Genomic DNA, 17,128 nt, shown 5'->3' on the forward strand with positions numbered 1-17,128 from the left:
TGATTCAAAACGATAGGCGTCAGTCAGGCTTGCATGATCGAACATTTAGGAGGAGTGAATGTGATCATCGTCCGTAAATGGAAAAGCATGAGCTTTAAGTCGACCAGTCTAGCCTTGCTTCTGTTGGTATTTGCGTTAGGCACGATTGTCGTGCCGCAGCCGAAGGTTGCTTCTGCCACAGGTACGACCTATTATTTCTCCACATCCGGAGACGATGCCAATAACGGTACGTCTCCATCCACGCCAAAGCAATCGATTTCGGCTGCGAACACGCTGCTATCAGCTGGACATTCGGTTCTTTTCAAACGCGGCGATGCTTGGTATAGAAACAGTGTGAACGGCGCCGGAACGAAAATTGGAGGCACCCTCCAAATAATCGGTGCATCAGGAACCAGCGCCGCCCCCATCGTGGTCGGAGCTTACGGCATCGGAGCGAAGCCCATGATCTCGCTCACGTATTTACTTAGTAAAACAGGCTGGATATCCGATGGTACGAACCGATATAAGCATGCCATACCCGCGATTGGGATTGGCACGCTACGCTTGTTCGAAGATGGCGTATCCAAATTCAAGGTGAATACCAACGATACGAACGCGAACGAAACGGACGTCGACCAACCTTACGAATGGTATGCGAATAACGGCTTTGTCTACGTCGGCTCAACGACTGGCGCGCCGCAACACGTCGAGCTGATCGGCAACGATATCCCTGTGTTAGTGAGAAATGCAAATTATGTGACGATTCAGAATCTGGATATTAAAGGTGGAGTTGTCGACGTCGAAGCGCCAAGCTCCCATATCACGATCGACAATAATACGATCCGGCAGACATTTCAGAGCGGGATACGGGCTTATAATAGGGAGGCGTTGAATAATCCCAATCCTACCCCGCAGCAATGGGCTCAATACGTGTCCGACCTTACGATAACGAACAATGTGATCGACAAGGTGTGGACGCAAGAAGAGAACCATACCAATCCGGACATCACCTATGGCGGCGAAGGCATCTTTCTCCTCGATGCGGTTGAAGGCGGACTCATCAGGGGAAATACCATTCTTAATTTTGGTCATGGCGGTATATCGTTGGAAACAAGCTTATGGCTGGGTACGAACCGGACACATGGCGTTCATCATGTCCTCGTCGAATTGAATGACGTTTCGTCAGGCAACTCCGACTACATGCATGGCTTTGGCGTGATCGGATTACCGGGTAAGACGACCAATAATACTATTCGGCGCAACTATTTTCATGATTTCCAAGCGACGAGTCACGTTGGAGGAAGGGATAACTACATTTACAGCAATATTTTCGTCGGGGTCACTGAAACCCCTAGGCAGACGAAGCAGCCTTTTGCAATGGATGTCGCGCCTTGGCCCGTGCGTGAAAAAGGCACTACAGCCGCACAGAACATAACCGTCGATCTGGAATCCCAAAACCTGTTTATTGTGAACAATACGATTCTCGATACCGATGGGTATGCGATTGAAGTGAGGGACTACAATAAAACGAAAGGCAACGTAACGAATATTCAGATTGCTAATAATCTGATGGGGCAATACGCTGACGATTCGAGTTATCTGCCCGTAGGGTTGAATGTTTCCTCGGAGGTAACAGGGATGCTGACCGTGAATAATAACGCGTTCTGGGATTCCAGCACCACCGTCGCTCGCTACAAGACGCTTACCAACGCTGCAATAAACACACTGAATGCATGTGAAACAACGTATTCGTTAGACACCTGCAATAATAACGCAACTGGCGATCCTCTTTTCGTTAACTATGCGAATCGAGACTTTCATTTGAGCGCCAATTCGCCATTTAAAGCTTCAGGATCGAATGCCTATCTTGCGGCGCTCGGCAGCGGCTTCGTCGATTACTATGGCAACCCATGGGATCCGACGAGCCCGAGCATCGGCGCGATTCAGTATTAAGCAGCGCTACCCGCAAAATAGAGTGTATCATTGAAGACGGCATAAACACGCCAGTAGCTGAAACCCCGGCTACAGGCGTGTTTTCTTGCTATCAGGTTGATATTACGATAGCTTCTGCTCGGAAGAGAACATCTTTCTCATGTCTGGTGAGTCTATTTATTCGGATTGAGGCGATCCGCTTCATAGATTCAGGTCACATGAACGCCTGGTGCGACGGCGAACAGATTCAGGTGAAAGCGGGGAGATAGGATACTAAGTTCACCATAGCTGCAGCCGTGCTTCCAGTATCTTAGTCATCTGTTCGACCATCTCTTCTGGCGTATACGGCATGGATTCGACGATCCACCACTCAATCAACCCCGTAACGGAAATGGATAAGAATTGCGCCATCACATCTCGATGGATACCCGTTTCCAGATTCATGTAGTTCACAACCACGGTAATATTTCCCTGAATGAACTGTGTCATACGATGTCTGAAAGTTGGAATGCCTTTGTTGGTCATCAACACGCGGTAGATCGATGCATGCTCCTTCAGATACGTGAACGCACGAATCAGAAGCTCCCGGGATAGTTCAGTGGCTGCTCCTTCCTCCTGTAAACAGCTGTCGACAAGCATCATCAGATACGTCTCCACGCTCTGTTCCAGCAGGTCATATTTGTCTGTGAAATGCAAATAGACCGTTCCGCGGTTGACATTGGCCCGATCCGCAATCCCTTGAATGGTGATCTTCTCAAAATCCTGCTCCTCCAACAACCCGATGAACGCTTGCATAATCATTTGTCTTGATCGCTCGATGCGTCGATCCATGTTTTCCCCCTCTTTCTTGAACATATCCAGCTTTCGTTGTTCATTTCTCAACAAAAGCAGTTACGATTAGCCATTGCGCTTGCTTTAGTTCCAATGTTACCTTGATTGTAGTGCACAGGTGTTATATATTCAACATCTGTTATATATTAAACATCCGTTAATCGTATGTGGAGGGGACTATATTGAACATACTTGTGTACGGAGCAGGTGTGCAGGGAAGCTATTTAGCGCACGTCCTAGTACGGGGCGGTCATGATGTGACCGTGTTGGCAAGAGGGAAGCGAGCGGAGGAACTGGAAGAGAAGGGAGTGGTCATCCGGCATTACGTTCAGCGCAAGACAACCTTCGATCCGGTTCGTGTGGTTCGTACGCTTGAGCCGGGTGACTTGTATGACTTGATCTTCGTCATGATGAAATATTCGGACTTTGGGGCTGTGCTGCCGATCCTCGCGAACAACGATAGCCGCAATATTATACTGGTTGGCAACAATATGGATACCTATGCTATGCAGGAATATTTGAAGGCTGGGCGTTCACCCAAGCAGGTCGCATTTGGATTCCAGACTACCGCTGGCACTCGTGCCGATGGGCAAGTCATTTGCATCCGTGGCGGCCATGGGCAGATGGTCATCGGGGGATTGAACGGCCCCATTCCGTTCCGCTCCCTGCTGGAGCAGGCATTCAAGCGAACCAAGTACAAGCTCAACTATCATGATCTGATCGATGCCTGGCTAAAAAATCACATGGTGTTAGTCGTGCCCATGAACATGGTCATTCTGTTCCATGGTTTCCAAATGAAACAGGTTGTTCGTGACGACAAGAGGTTTCGTCAGTTGGTGGCGGCGATGGGGGAGGGCTTTCAGGTACTGGATTCATTGGGTTACCCGCTGACCCCGGTGGGGCAAGCATCTTGGATTATCAGGTATCCACGCTTAGTTCGCTGGGTCCTAAAGCTTTTCTTCTTGCTCCCGATTAGTCGGTTGATTGATGGGACGGATGCGGAGCTTAATGCGTTGAATTACACATTTGCCGAGTTAAGGACCAGGTCGGATGTGCCTACGCCGAACTGGGATGCTTTGGAGGCGGAGCGGAATATCCAATCGTAGTCCGTAAGAGAGAGATCGTCCTGAACCAAATAAAGCCCGTAGTACACTCACTCCGGCAACAGGGCATCCAGATATTCCATTGCAATCATCCTCAGATCCCGACATAGGGATAATGTGTGTAATGACTCTTGGATGAACTTGCAAGGCGATGTCTACGACCAGATCAGGATACCAGTTGAAGTTGAACCACAACAAGGAGATCTTCTTATTTATTCTAGGGAACAATTCAACCGTCTGCGCTTGATTTCAACTAGGAAGGACTCATTATTAGAATACGGTAATCGCCCGTCGCTCTTTTGGCCACCGTCATAAACAACGCTTGTGTACCAAATAGCATACCGATATGGTTGAGGGAAATACAAAATCACCATGTTCGATAGGGACAAAGTTGCCCAGATTCATACGGTTTATGGCTTATTTCTAGTCGGGACAATCTGGATTTTCATCCTGACCTACCGCTCTTTCTGGATCTATATGGCAGCCAACGCAGCGATTGATTTCATATATGCCTTTGGACTGCGTCTATTGTGGAAGAAGCTTGGCATAACCTCGGGTGGTAATTTACCCTCATGGGCCAGCTATCCGATGATGCTCGGAATCGCGGTTTTGCTTTTTGGCTACCAGTATTGGCAGGAGTGGGTATGGTCCAATCCTCAAACGAAGAGGAAAGTAAGAATCACTTGGTTCAATCCTTCATTTTTCAAGCGGCGATCCGGAACCAGATAAGCGGGGAACGTCGGCTGAATCAAGTTTCTCTGCAGCTGATCTTACGATTAGCTGCTTTTTTTCATTGAAGTTAAAGGCGGGCAAAGATCAGGTTGACTCCAAACCGCTTGCCCGGTCAGTCGGGCAAGCGGTTTGTTAAATGTTTCCAACCCATTAAAATGGAAGGAAATGCAGCTGGTGCGGGACTTTGGTTCTGTTATAATAGGTGGGGTTGGAAGGATAACTAATATTGGAGGCCTACATTTTGAAACGGTTTTTACTCATCTTGATGCTAGCAGCGGGCATGCTTGGTTTCACGTCCCCAGTATGGGCGGATGCCATTTCGATTCATGGGGTTAGCGTGGGCAGCGTTTCGGGGAAGGAATCCACGCGGATTCTGCATGTCGACGAGGATGGGACGGTCTATTACCGAGCTTACGGGAACAAAAAGATTTATTACGGCGCCGTCCGTAACCAAAAGAAGCTTTGGGAATTTGCAAATAATGAAGGGATTCCGCTTCATGCCGAAGAGTTCAGTGGCGACCGAGTCTATTTTTACGGAATTCGCGATCAAAAACTTAAAGTCATTATCTACGATAAAACGGGCAAACGTTATGAAGCCGTAGCCCCCGGAACTTATAATTTAACCGAATATTACGGCGACCAAGTGCTTGCCGACGGCACATATTATTTGCGCGCCATGCAGGGAAGCGCGGAAGTTCTGCTCGCATTCGATGCGAAAGCTAAGTTTCTGTGGAAGCGAGATTTCTCCTCGGTCGTCTCGACGATACAACAGGATAATAGTCTCTACGTCTTAGATAAGAAATATGGCTTGTTTAAACTTAGAACGGACGGAAAAGCGAAGTGGAAGACGCCGCTGAAAGCCAGCTCGGACAGTTGGATAAGTCTAGAGAAGGATGTCTTGTACATCCATGATTCCGGATACGAACCGGGCCGGGCAATGTTGAGCGCATATAGCACTGATGGCGCATTTCTATGGATGAAGCCGGTTGCGAAGCTCATGGATACCTTTATGATTGCTCACGGCAATGCCTACCACTATGTGGATGTTGAAGGCAGCTGGAACAGCTACGATGCCAAGGGAGAGTTGCTATGGTCCGTCTCGATTCCCGAGTTTGACTCGAGCTTCGATCCCGATGACATGCATTTCGGCTTGATTTTGATCTTGAACGACGGCTCGCTGCTGCTGCAAGACTGGTCCCAGAACGATTATGGCTATGTCATGGATCTTAAATCTGGTACTCTAAGCAAATATATGTATTCTACCGCTCGGTCAGGAACGACGTATACGACGGAGAACTACATGATCTACTATGAAGAAGAAGAAGATGCCATTGTATATGCCGATTTAGAGGGAAATCCGCTGCATCGCTATCACTATGCCTATAAGCCGGACTTTACGGAAGACGAGACGACATACTTTTACAACGAGACGACCTTTTATACCGTGTGGAATTCTAAAATTTACAAAATCGTCGTCCCGCTTCCGGCTTCATCATAAACTTAACCAAAAAAGCAAGCCTCCGGATAAACGGAAGAGCCCTTCCCGGTATGTGGGAAGGGCTTTTATTTGTTCGAAATGGAGAGGGAGTAAAAAAATTATACTCACCCGTGGGATTTTCGCCTTCTCGAAGTTAACTATATAAGGGGTGTGTGTGAAATCATCACCGGCAACTAATATTTTATGTGCCCGTGTGATTCCCGCTTCTTCTTGTACATTACTATATGAGTGAAGCAATTGAGGTGGCTGCTCCCTTGCCTTTCCCGACCTCAATAAAACGAATCACCCCATGCACATTTTAAATGCGATAGGATGATGATTTTCCATCGTCCAGCAATGACATCCTGAGCTTTCGTCAGCGGACAAATTTGTTGTACTGTATTTATTGTGATGTTATTTGAGTCATACTGATGTCTAGCCACTTTTCCACTCCTTAAGTCACATTTTTGTTACTATGTCATAAAAATGTGCGTACTTTGTGTGCGACTTCTTTTTAGCGGCTCATCACCGTGTACGTGAAAATATCATCAAAGAATCAGGTATTCCATTCGTACCCTTTGTAGTGGGACCATCCGTAGTAAAGGGTGCAAAAGTTAGCGGCAAAGTAATCTTACATGGACTAAAGGAAGAGTGGTCAAAGGAAAGCAAAGGTATGAAGTAACCGGAGTCAGAGGCGGAGTGAAAATTAAAGTCATTGTTGAACCGACAGGGGAAGGAATTATTACAGCTTTCCCAACAAGGTAACAGAACAGAAAGAGGGAATAAAGATAAATGGATATAGAAACAAAAATTTTCAAGCTCCTTGATAGTATTAAATCTCTCTCTATGCGAGACAAAGAGTCTATTCAAGAATTGTTAGAGCATAACGAGTGGGGGGTAGCACTTGAGACACTATGCGCCTCTATATTTGAGGATAAGCTAGACATATCTCAAGATACTTACTTATTGATTAAAGAAGTTGGATCCAGCTAAAGAAACTTTAGTATTATACATGTTGTCAAACACTCGTTGAAGGATTTGTTATCCTTACAAAAAAAACTAAGACTGTCGGGTGACAAGAACATACGTACAAACGAATCCGCATAATTAGCGGATTTTTTATTTATGTATCCAAGTTCTTGTCATGCGTAAATGACAAGAACTTGGGCACATTGCCGTGTAGTGACAAGAACATGCACACATTGCCGAGTGGGCGATAAAAGTGGCCTTGACTTGAAGTTAACCCCAGAATGTAGGAGGGATAGCCTTTTTTTGCTTGGGCGGAAATGAGGCTGCTTATGCGTTCCTTGTGGGGCAGTGATATGAATGAGACTCAAGAGGGTATTCGGCCTTTTAGTTATATTGACAGTCGATACATCGCATGTTATTATATCGACATATGATATATATTTAAAGAACGGAGGCGACCCTTTGGAGAACACTAGGGATTTACTGCCCTTGACCGAAGCGTTTTACTATATTTTGGTTTCTCTATATGCTTCCCCCTCACATGGATACGGAATGATGCAGGATGTGGAGAGGTTGAGCGGAGGCCGCGTCAAAATAGGGGCGGGAACCTTGTACACAGCGCTCAACAATTTGATGAAAAAAGGACTTATCATCCCTTCGGATGGAGTTGAAGCGGATTCGCGCCGCAAAACCTATGCGATTACCCCGTTTGGCAAACAGGTCGTGATGGCGGAAATGGAGCGATTGGAAGAACTGTTGCGCAACGGCCGAAAGGTCACACAACTTTAGGGAGGAATACCAATGGTAACTGATATTGGGAGCGCAAAGTCGATATACAAAAACCGATTATCCTTCGTTTGGGACTATAAGCGCGATGAGGCTTGGCTGGCCGACTGTTCGAAGCGAGGACTACAACTGAACCGTCCGGGAGTTTTTCGTTACCGCTTCGACTTTGATCAAAGTGTCCGGTACGAGTATCGGATGGATTATCAAGATACGATGAACGATAAGCAACTTGAAGAATATTGCAATCTGTATGCGGACGCTGGCTGGGAGTATGTCGGGACTTGCGTGAATTGGCGGTACTTTCGGAGGCAATATCTGGAGGGAGAGACGACCGAACTGTACAGCGACAAGGAATCGATTCGTTCGTTTTACCGAAGAGTCCAGAAGATGCTTGGAATCATAGCCTTGGTGAACTTCGTGGTATTGCTAGTGAATTCCAAACACTGGATCAGTGGCTTGATGGGGGAAAGCCGGATTTCAATTCTCATAGGCGCACTGAGTGTGTTCCAATTGCTCTGCGTATTGCTACTCGGCTATGGGGTGCTGAAATTCCAGAAGCTAATTAAGCTGCACTCCGACTAAGGTCGGCTGCAGACGTAATAATTGAAAACAAGAGCATACGTACAATTAGATCCGCTGATTAGCGGATCTTTATTTTTCTTAGATTTTAATATCTTTGCAAACTTTCTTAATGGTGTGAAAGTAGACAGCAAAGGATGTGCTAAAGTTCTTGTCATTTATGTAACATAGTTCTTGTCTTCAGACCGTAGGGCAATTCGATTCATTTTACCCGATCAATGGACATATGTATAAAATACAATGTAATATCAATTTACAAGAAGTGTTGACGAAACCTTTCTATAACTGTATTTTCATATAGTGTCATACATTATATGTGGACACCCACAATTGAGAGTGTGGGAAGTCCATTTTTTTATGCCCAAAATAGAACATCGAGGTGGGAACATTGGGTTCATATTTTCATGTATTTTGTCCTAAGGGAGTGAAAAGCAAATATCGGTTAATCGTTTATAACGGAAATAAAGAGCCCTTCATTCCCTTAACAGAATATTATCACGATCAGATCAATCGAATAGGTGAGGGCTCCGTACTCGCATATCTAAATACTCTAAAACCATTCTTTTCATGGATCGAGAAGAAGAGTCATTACAAGGGCTCATTAGTTCGTTGGAATGATCAATCTGAAGCCGTAAAAGAAGCCGTAAGGCAATACCTAATTCAAAAGCTTCACTGTAAGATCCGCGGGCGAGAAAATCACGAAGGTATTTACACGACCAGTAAGAGCTCAAAAACAGTGCATTTATTTTTAGCGGCCATAAAAGGCTTTTACAGAAGCATGACGCGATTACAAATGTATCCGTATGACAATCCGCTAGTTGATTTAGAATGGGAAGATTCTTATGGAGAACAGCCAGGATTGCGACCGGAAAGGCCAAGAATGCCGAAGGCAGCTGGTACCGAGGAACCGCTTGCTTTCCGAAAGCAAACTGATTCCTACTTTAAGATTATCAACGAAGAGTGGGTTCCGGAGATAATTGGAGATTGGGATTTACCCTATCGGATATATCATTCGGGGAGCCTAAATAATTGGCGATTACGAGACGAAATCATTACTCGTTTTATGTTTGAGACAGGCGCCAGAATATCAGAAATATTAGAGTTGACCGTGGGCGATTATCGGAAGCGTACAGATATACATGAGTTAGCCGCAAGTAATAAGGGGAGCTATAAAAAAAGGATTAAGTTCATTCGGATCTCTCCAGAGACGTTAAAGTTGCTGATTAGATATGTTAATACAGAGCGAAGACAAGCAGCTGAAACTCAAGCTAAGTTTCATGATTTGCCTGACAAGGAGCCTTTATTTCTGTCTACTCGAGGCTCAGCATATACCTACTCTGCTTTTTATTCGAATTGGGCTCGAATCACAACAAGTGCTGAAATTAAGCTTAATCCACACAAAGCCAGGCACTGGTTTGTTACATCGATGCTTCGAGGGATTTATGAGAACTCGAATACCAATGCTGAGATTGAAAACAAGAAGAAGCAGCTAATCGAGTACATGAAGTGGCGTGATCCAGATACTTTAGCTGTATACGAGCATTATTATGATGAACAGAAGTTTCGTGATCTACATGAACAGCTTCAAGAGAACTATACCAAGCGCGAAAAAGCGTTCTTTAAGTCAATCAAAGATGGGGCTAAACCAGAGCCAATTCACAGAACGCCGGTTAAATCTGAAGAGAGTATAACGACCGATCCAGAATCAGAGTGGCTAAATGACTTTTACGAAGGAATGAATGATTAAGTGACCAACATCTTAGATATACCCGATGAAATTCAACATAAGCTTTGGGCTAAACTTCTATTTGGGAAGATCGCTGACAAGTTACTGTTTTTAACCGACCATAATGGAAACTTCTATTGGGACCAAGTTGAGGAGAAAAACCTCAAATACCTAGCCAAACAGTGTGTTGGTCACCCATGGGCGAATCACTTTGCATTGGCGGTTCTTTGTATTACTGATCGGAGACTGACCCCGTCATCAATCATGAACATTACGTCGGTCTTAAACGCACGTTTTCGCGATCTTTTTACTCATTTCAATATATCAAAGGTCGAGGACTTATTGCCTCACCATGTCGAAATGTACTTGACTGGACAGATCTTGCCTGAGCACTCCGATCGGCAGCGGCAGAGCCTACTAACTACTTATAATACTTTCATATTCAATTTGAAGAAGTGGATTGGAACTCAGTTTACCGATGACCTTCAGGCTGACCTCGCCCTTTATCTACTGCCGAATCTCCCGTTCGACAATAGAGACTTTAGTGCGCGTACTAAAGCAATAACAAATGCAAAGAATAAAAGGAAAGAAGATACTTCTGCCATAACGCCTTTGCTGCCCGAAATTAGGGCGATTGGCCATCTAAGATGGAATCAGGTCAATAGACTACGTGAGGCTTTTAGGAAGGCCATACAGTCCGTTAAGGACAACGGGCTTACTTTGCCTATTGATTTTTATTACGATGAATCTGAATATGCAAATGAAAGATGGTACTTTAAACTCTGGGATTTTTCAAGCTATGAGAAATCTATAGATGGGGAGCACTTTTACCGGTATAACCTCGAAAAGCAGTACTTCATGGAATACATCAAAGCTGAGAAATTGGATGATGGATCTGACGGGGATGGCCCATGGTTTATTGATCTCTTACGGCTCCGAGTATTAGGGCAATGGAATTCCGAGTACACAACAGACGAACATCGAGCAAAAGTAATCGAATACCTTAATCATTGGGGCTATGAGATGGAGACGGATGGGAAAACCATTGCACCGTTTCTTCCGCGTAATCCTGGTTTGCTTATGCAGGGCTTATATCTAACAAAAAAACAGCGTACAACTAATAAAGTGTTCGTTAGTATTGAGCCGATTTTCGCCGCCTGCATGTTCGCTCGTTTCGCGTTAGATATCATTACTTCTTCTGGCGCCAGAATAAATGAACTCCTTCAGATCAGTTATGACAAAGAGTGCTGCGTCATAACCGTCGATAAGAGCGCTTCTCCGCCACGGAAAAATTATATTTTTCGACTTACGCCTAAAGGACGAGAGGAACCTGAGAATTACTACATGCCGGAAGATGTATTTAAGTTTATGACTGAAATTGTAAAGATGTTGAAAGAGTCTTACGGTAACGACGGGATACCAGAGGTTGAATATGATGTTGAGAGTCGAAAACATCTTCTTAATGCTCGAAAATACATTTTTCAGTATAATTCGAGACATATCAACGTTTTTTCAATTAACGCTATCCTTAGGTTCTTACTCCACGGGATCATTATTCAAACTGCAGAGGGTAACCAGGTAATTGTGAAATCTCATTTACTTCGTCACGCATTTGCGACACACGCTGTGCAAAACGAAAAGATCCCACTTGATATCGTAAAATCTCTCCTTCACCAGAAGGATGTTGAGGTAACCGCGTACTATTCAGCTCCAACATCTCAGCAAGTTTCCGATTCGATAAATAGTCTGCATGAAAACTGGGTCACTCAAATCGATATTCAGAAGGGGATATTGCGTGGGCCAGAGGAACTTCAAGAAATATATGATGACTACCGCGAGAAAGTAGGAACTCTTTCAAAAGTAGTCGGAGGCATCTGTACGATTGATTCCGTTTGTCCTAGTAAAATGGCATGTATCGGTTGTGCAGCAAAGGTTCCACGGCCAGAGTTTAAAGATGAAATAACAGCTCTTTACGATTGGGCAGATGAAAGTGAGAAGCGATTTGAAAAACTTGGACTGCCACTGGAAGCTCAAAAGATGAAGATAACTAAGAACCGCGCTCGAAATGAGCTCAAAGAGATACAATTAATTGAAAGATACCAGAAGGATGAAAAACATGCGCCAGAAATCAGAATCGCCCGTAAATAATGAGTTATCTTGGCTTCAGGTCAGATACGAGCAACGAAAAAACAGATCCGTAGAGTTAGGAATCAATGCCATCGATAAGCTTGTTAAAGATAATAATCCCGTTTCTTATCGTACTGTATCGGAACTAACTCGGGAGTTGGATCCGGATGGTGAAGGCATTCACCCTAATACGATTCGTAAAAATAGTGAACTCCATGATTATTTCGTTCAGTACCGAACTGCCAAGCCGTATAAGCCGCGTAAAAGGTCTGTAAAGCAGCTCCTGGACGATATGGACTCATTCAAGCAGATCAAGATTAACCGTGACCTAGAGCGCGTTAGACAGCGTTATATGCAGTCCACAAAGGCCGAGCTGGTGGAACATCTGATACGGCTAGAACAATATGTTGCTCAGCAGAATCAGATTTGGTTAAAAAATGAGTTCGAGAAATTTCAATGATTATATTAGTCGATCTAAATTAGTAAGCTAAATAGCAGCAGGCGTTAAGCTACCCCGAAAATTACTCTTAGCACAAACCCAAAAATGGCAGCACGAAACTAAGCCCAGCTTTAATGGTTTTTAAAAACTGTGCTTCTTTCTGAGGGAAATATGAAACAACAGGAAGGTTAAGAAGCTTCCGAATTAGAAAGAGCGACCTGAAAACCAAGATTCTCGAGCCTTCGTACGGCCTGTCTAACAATCGCTTCTTGCTGTCGCTGCTCAAAGTAATGGCTACCTAAATCCTTGTAGTCCTCTTTGCGTATGAGAAGATGGTAAGCAATGATCATAATGGAGTGGGCGACTGCCACTGCTGCTCGGTGTCGGCCTTTTCGGGCGGCGATGCGCCGGTATTGGGCTCCTAGGTAATTGTCGGATCTGCATACGGAGTGGGCGACTTCAATCAGTGCCGCTCGGAGATATTTGTTGCCTTTGCGCGTTTTCGAGGATTTACGTTTTCCGGCACTTTCGTTTTGCCCTGGAACTAGTCCTGCCCATGAACAGAGATGAGCGGCAGATGGGAAGCGTGAAGCGATGTCAGTCCCAACTTCGGCTAAGATTTGTTCGGCGGTACGCCGGCCGACCCCTGGGATCGTATCTAGCCGCTCAATGTCTTGCTGAAAAGGGTCGAGCCGTTTGGCTACCTCCGTATCCAGTTCGAGAATTTGCTCATTCAAAAAATCAACGTGCGTAAGCATGGTTTTCAGCATGATCCGCTGGTGGGCACTCATGTTGCCGCGCAAGGCTAATTCCAGCTCTTCTTTCTTTTTCTTTAGCGTCCGCCGAGCAAAGGCGGCCAGTTTTTCCGGATCTTCTTCGCCTTCGATCATGGCCCCCATCATATCGCGGCTGCTCACGCCCATAATATCGGAGACAACGGCAGCAAGCTTAATATTGGCGCCTTCCAAGACCTTTTGGACCCGGTTATGTTCGCGGGAGCGTTCCTGAATCAGGCTACGACGGTAGCGAACTAATTCGCGAAGTTCACGTTGGTTACGGTCCGGGATATAGCTGGGCTTGAGCAGTCCGTGACGCAGGAGGTTACAGATCCACTCCGCATCCTTCACATCCGTCTTCCTGCCGGGAACCGCCTTGATGTGCTGGGCGTTGACGACAAGGAAAGTAATCTCTTCGGCTTCAAGCAGGTTGACGATGGGCTTCCAGTAAACGCCTGTACTCTCCATAGCCACATGCGTGCAGCGATGCTGCTTAATCCAGTCGATCAAGTCGAGCAGGAAAACGGTGTGCGTACGAAACGTCTTAATCTCCTTTCCTTCAGAAGTCATGACGCAAGCAGTAATGGACTTCTTGTGAACATCCAAACCGCAAGCGCGCTCGATCAGGATATCCATAGCATTCACCTTTCTACGGCAATTGAAATTGAGGACTGGCGCAACAACCAGAAAAGGATTACTCTACCCCGCGTGCTTCCAAAAAGGAGCGACATACCGTGGTGCACCGTGATCGTTGTAGTCAGACTAACGGATGGGTTCGCGACACCATAGCTTAACGACCTTCCTCACCAGCCGTAAGAATAGTATAAAACGCCGCATAAAAATTTTCATTACTCTGTGGTGCCCCGGCAGGGGCATGGATGGCTAACGGGCAGTTTAGTTCTAATATGTGGTATTATTATTGTGATGGGAGAATAGCCAGAAACTACTCCAATTATAAAAGGATAATTTGAATAATGAAAAAGCCAATATTTATGTTTTCAAAAGATAAAGAATACGCTTCTGTTGACTATATGGTTACAGATCCAACTCAAAGAGAGTTATGCTATAGGATGATTGATTCAATCATCGAAATAAATGCCCAAAATTACTTGTCTGATGCGTTATTGGAACCGTTCATTACCGCCATGAAGACTAATTATAAGTATGTTGTTGATGTAGCTGGTGGAAGACTTGCTCAACTCACATATCATTATCCAGAGGCTAAGCAGGTGTTTTTCAATCTGATACATGACAGTAATTCAAAGGTAAGATTCAATATATTAACGGCATTAATTGATAAACCTCATGAGGATGTCATACCTTGCTTGCTTAAAGCAGCTCTGAAGGACAAAAGTGTAAAGGTCAGGAGCAAAGTAGCGGACATTACGTTTAGGTTATCGCGGGCTGATATGATCCCTATATTAGAGGACCATCTTAAAACAGAAAATAACCCAAAGGTAGTGGAGTCAATTAGATTCACTATTGAGAATTTTGGTCGATTTACCTACGAATAACATAAACACTTTCTGATTTCAATGAAGAGACGATTAAGCTATCGAGGAACGATAGTTGAACCAAACCAGGGAGTAATTTGCCGCGGCAGCTACTCCCTGTCTTCATTAAGCTATTGGGCAGGATAGTTCCAATATGTGTTAAAATCAAGTTGTGAGTAATTCAATTCAAATTTCGGAAAGGTGACCTTAAATGTCATCGAAGATGTTCGTTTGTACTAGCGTAGGTATCTATAGAGAAGCTTTGACACGCGGGAAAATATATGAAGCGTTGGACGAAGATCTTGATAAAGAACAAGTGAAAATCAAAGGCGATAATAACCGAACAAGATGGTTTCGTAAGTATTATTTTGAAGATGCTAGCTGCTGTGTGCCTATAGTTGAAAGCTGGAAATTTGATGATGAGATTCAAGACGAGAGCGAGAACTCTTTGGAGCATATAGAGATCACAGTAACGTTCAGTACTGGAGAAAAACGCTGGTGTTCGATTTGTACAAAAGCAGGTCTTGCTGATTATATAGATCGGAATTTAGATGGTAGCGTTTTGTTCTTCGAAAACTTGATAATCGTAAAAAGCTTCACTCATGATGTGGTTAGTGATGCTTTAAACGAACTCGATCAACAGAACCAACTCATTAGTGCGACTAGACCATTAGGCTAAGGAAGGAACTATTGCTTAAAGAACACCGCGTACAAGGGGAGCTACAATTGACTAAGAGGATAGTAATTACTGATTGGGAAATTGAGGTGGATTATTCAAAAACAAAGGAGTATTATTCAAATCATAAAATAGATGATGATTGTACATGTACTTCATGCATGAATTATAGATTCAACTGTAAACAATTTTCTAATGAACTACTTGAGTTTTTTGAAGGTCTGGGGATTGACCCGTCAAAAGAAGGGGAATTTATGGACTTTGGAGTGTCCAAAGAAGGTAGCGTAATCTACATGGGTTTTTATCATTTAGTTGGAAGAATACTTGACGGGCCTGATTACGTTGATGATAAATGGGAGGAACTGAATTTATTTAAGATAAATGAGTTTGAATTTGGCTTTAGTAGCCTTGAACTTAGGTGTGTGCCTGATGACTTTCCAGATCCAGTAATCCAACTCGAATTCAAAGCAATTCTCCCATGGTTACTTGAAGTACCAAGGGAGTAGTTATTGCACGAACTTTTCTGGAGTATGAGGCATTGTTACGCTAACTGGAGACGATAGCTCAACAATCAACGACGGCAGCCGGCCAGAAAGATCGGCTGTCGTCGTTGCGCTAACGGGCGCAGGATAGCTCGGGCTAGATAGTTGAAATGCATAGAAAGTGCTATTATTTTATTGAACATACAAGATTGATAAAGGGCGGAGAAAAATGCAAGATGAATTAGAGACTATCATAAAAGAAGAAATTCTCCAGTGGTTCAAACAAAATAAATATCGTCGTCAAGGCAGGAGCGTTTTTAAACAGTTAGAAAATCATGGTATTTGTTTTAATGTGGATTCAAGTAAATATAATACATCTGATCATAAGAGGGTATGGTTTAATTCAGGGATATTCATTCAGTCTGTGCATGACATTCTATGGGGGGTTGAAGAACGTCCCAAGTTTCCGAAGGAGTATCATTGCCTGGAAAGAAAAAGGATCGGAGATATCAGAGGAGATTGGAAGAAATATGAGCGGTCCTATATCTTTGAAGAAGGAAAAGATATCTCGCAAATGAAAGTAGATATGTTAGAGGATTTTGAGTATTTTAAAACATATTTACTTGGCGTAGAAAAATTAAACTTTGTCGAGCGATACAATAAATTAGATTTGGATATGTATCATCCTGATTATGATGGAGTAGCCGTTTATCTGTATCTCAATGGTTACGAGGAAGCGAGTAAAGATAAGCTAATAAAAAAATATCACAATACTAAGGCAGAATTCCATCTGAATATCCTTAAAAGGCTCGGCATTTCGTACTAATTGTCCATGGCTGGCTGAAGGCGTATTAACGGGATTCAATAAAGATAGCAGCTGTCGGCCACTCGAAGACAAGCTGCTGTTTTCGTTACGCTAACGGCGAACGATAGCTCAACAATCAACGACGGCAGCCGGCCAGAAAGGTCGGCTGTCGTCGTTGTGCTAACGGGAGGATAGCAATGATTGGCTAGCGAAATA

General features: G+C 44.2%; 16 protein-coding genes. 14 read left to right on the forward strand and 2 right to left on the reverse strand.

Annotated features, from left to right (window positions below):
* Positions 1-60: 60 nt before the first annotated feature.
* Entirely contained in the window at positions 61-1,932 is a 1,872-nt protein-coding gene (locus BCM02_RS02625) for a right-handed parallel beta-helix repeat-containing protein (RefSeq protein ID WP_187433986.1), read from the forward strand.
* A gap of 258 nt (positions 1,933-2,190) precedes the next feature.
* On the opposite strand, the gene BCM02_RS02630 is transcribed toward BCM02_RS02625, so the two are convergent.
* Entirely contained in the window at positions 2,191-2,742 is a 552-nt protein-coding gene (locus BCM02_RS02630; protein WP_187433987.1) for a TetR/AcrR family transcriptional regulator, read from the reverse strand.
* A gap of 182 nt (positions 2,743-2,924) precedes the next feature.
* Between BCM02_RS02630 and BCM02_RS02635 the strand changes: the two genes are divergently transcribed.
* The 9 genes from BCM02_RS02635 to BCM02_RS02680 all read left to right on the forward strand — a co-directional run bounded on the left by BCM02_RS02635 (position 2,925) and on the right by BCM02_RS02680 (position 12,701).
* Entirely contained in the window at positions 2,925-3,848 is a 924-nt protein-coding gene (locus tag BCM02_RS02635) for a ketopantoate reductase family protein (protein ID WP_148927482.1), read from the forward strand.
* 369 nt (positions 3,849-4,217) lie between these two features.
* Positions 4,218-4,574, forward strand: a complete 357-nt coding sequence (locus tag BCM02_RS02640) for a hypothetical protein (protein WP_148927483.1) — start codon at positions 4,218-4,220, stop codon at positions 4,572-4,574.
* Between the two features lie 244 nt (positions 4,575-4,818).
* On the forward strand, positions 4,819-6,075 hold the full coding sequence (locus BCM02_RS02645; protein ID WP_148927484.1) for a PQQ-binding-like beta-propeller repeat protein: 1,257 nt from the start codon (positions 4,819-4,821) through the stop codon (positions 6,073-6,075).
* A gap of 771 nt (positions 6,076-6,846) precedes the next feature.
* Positions 6,847-7,047 (forward strand): MafI family immunity protein, encoded by a 201-nt coding sequence (locus BCM02_RS36540; protein ID WP_148927486.1) that lies wholly within the window; start codon positions 6,847-6,849, stop codon positions 7,045-7,047.
* Between the two features lie 438 nt (positions 7,048-7,485).
* A complete protein-coding gene (locus BCM02_RS02660) occupies positions 7,486-7,812 on the forward strand; it encodes a PadR family transcriptional regulator (RefSeq protein WP_148927487.1) in 327 nt (108 codons plus the stop codon).
* A gap of 12 nt (positions 7,813-7,824) precedes the next feature.
* A complete protein-coding gene (locus tag BCM02_RS02665; protein WP_148927488.1) occupies positions 7,825-8,391 on the forward strand; it encodes a DUF2812 domain-containing protein in 567 nt (188 codons plus the stop codon).
* A gap of 385 nt (positions 8,392-8,776) precedes the next feature.
* Positions 8,777-10,135: a tyrosine-type recombinase/integrase gene (locus BCM02_RS02670; RefSeq protein WP_246183162.1), complete on the forward strand. Its 1,359-nt coding sequence runs from the start codon at positions 8,777-8,779 to the stop codon at positions 10,133-10,135.
* Positions 10,136-12,262, forward strand: a complete 2,127-nt coding sequence (locus BCM02_RS02675; protein ID WP_148927489.1) for a site-specific integrase — start codon at positions 10,136-10,138, stop codon at positions 12,260-12,262. It begins immediately after the preceding gene.
* Positions 12,231-12,701 (forward strand): hypothetical protein, encoded by a 471-nt coding sequence (locus BCM02_RS02680; RefSeq protein WP_148927490.1) that lies wholly within the window; start codon positions 12,231-12,233, stop codon positions 12,699-12,701. The genes BCM02_RS02675 and BCM02_RS02680 overlap by 32 nt, the downstream gene beginning before the upstream one ends.
* A 167-nt stretch (positions 12,702-12,868) precedes the next feature.
* On the opposite strand, the gene BCM02_RS02685 is transcribed toward BCM02_RS02680, so the two are convergent.
* Complete coding sequence (locus tag BCM02_RS02685; RefSeq protein WP_148927491.1) at positions 12,869-14,092, reverse strand: IS110 family RNA-guided transposase; 1,224 nt, start codon at positions 14,090-14,092, stop codon at positions 12,869-12,871.
* A 338-nt stretch (positions 14,093-14,430) separates the two neighbouring features.
* On the opposite strand from BCM02_RS02685, the gene BCM02_RS02690 reads away from it, so the two are divergent.
* The 4 genes from BCM02_RS02690 to BCM02_RS02705 all read left to right on the forward strand — a co-directional run bounded on the left by BCM02_RS02690 (position 14,431) and on the right by BCM02_RS02705 (position 16,933).
* Entirely contained in the window at positions 14,431-14,970 is a 540-nt protein-coding gene (locus BCM02_RS02690) for a HEAT repeat domain-containing protein (RefSeq protein ID WP_148927492.1), read from the forward strand.
* 190 nt (positions 14,971-15,160) lie between these two features.
* Positions 15,161-15,628 carry a hypothetical protein gene (locus tag BCM02_RS02695; protein ID WP_148927493.1) on the forward strand — a complete coding sequence of 156 codons (468 nt, stop codon included), beginning with the start codon at positions 15,161-15,163 and terminating at the stop codon, positions 15,626-15,628.
* 47 nt (positions 15,629-15,675) lie between these two features.
* Positions 15,676-16,131, forward strand: a complete 456-nt coding sequence (locus BCM02_RS02700) for a hypothetical protein (protein WP_148927494.1) — start codon at positions 15,676-15,678, stop codon at positions 16,129-16,131.
* 205 nt (positions 16,132-16,336) lie between these two features.
* Positions 16,337-16,933, forward strand: a complete 597-nt coding sequence (locus tag BCM02_RS02705; RefSeq protein ID WP_148927495.1) for a DUF4304 domain-containing protein — start codon at positions 16,337-16,339, stop codon at positions 16,931-16,933.
* Positions 16,934-17,128 lie beyond the last annotated feature (195 nt).

It is taken from the genome of Paenibacillus methanolicus (genome assembly GCF_008124765.1).
GTDB classification, from domain to species: domain Bacteria; phylum Bacillota; class Bacilli; order Paenibacillales; family Paenibacillaceae; genus Paenibacillus_Z; species Paenibacillus_Z methanolicus.

Coding starts and splice junctions, on each gene's coding strand:
- BCM02_RS36540 (WP_148927486.1), top strand. CDS start 6,847: ATGGATATAGAAACAAAAATTTTCAAGCTCCTTGATAGTATTAAATCT.
- BCM02_RS02630 (WP_187433987.1), bottom strand. CDS start 2,742: ATGGATCGACGCATCGAGCGATCAAGACAAATGATTATGCAAGCGTTC.
- BCM02_RS02640 (WP_148927483.1), top strand. CDS start 4,218: ATGTTCGATAGGGACAAAGTTGCCCAGATTCATACGGTTTATGGCTTA.
- BCM02_RS02690 (WP_148927492.1), top strand. CDS start 14,431: ATGAAAAAGCCAATATTTATGTTTTCAAAAGATAAAGAATACGCTTCT.
- BCM02_RS02695 (WP_148927493.1), top strand. CDS start 15,161: ATGTCATCGAAGATGTTCGTTTGTACTAGCGTAGGTATCTATAGAGAA.
- BCM02_RS02685 (WP_148927491.1), bottom strand. CDS start 14,092: ATGGATATCCTGATCGAGCGCGCTTGCGGTTTGGATGTTCACAAGAAG.
- BCM02_RS02665 (WP_148927488.1), top strand. CDS start 7,825: ATGGTAACTGATATTGGGAGCGCAAAGTCGATATACAAAAACCGATTA.
- BCM02_RS02680 (WP_148927490.1), top strand. CDS start 12,231: ATGCGCCAGAAATCAGAATCGCCCGTAAATAATGAGTTATCTTGGCTT.
- BCM02_RS02705 (WP_148927495.1), top strand. CDS start 16,337: ATGCAAGATGAATTAGAGACTATCATAAAAGAAGAAATTCTCCAGTGG.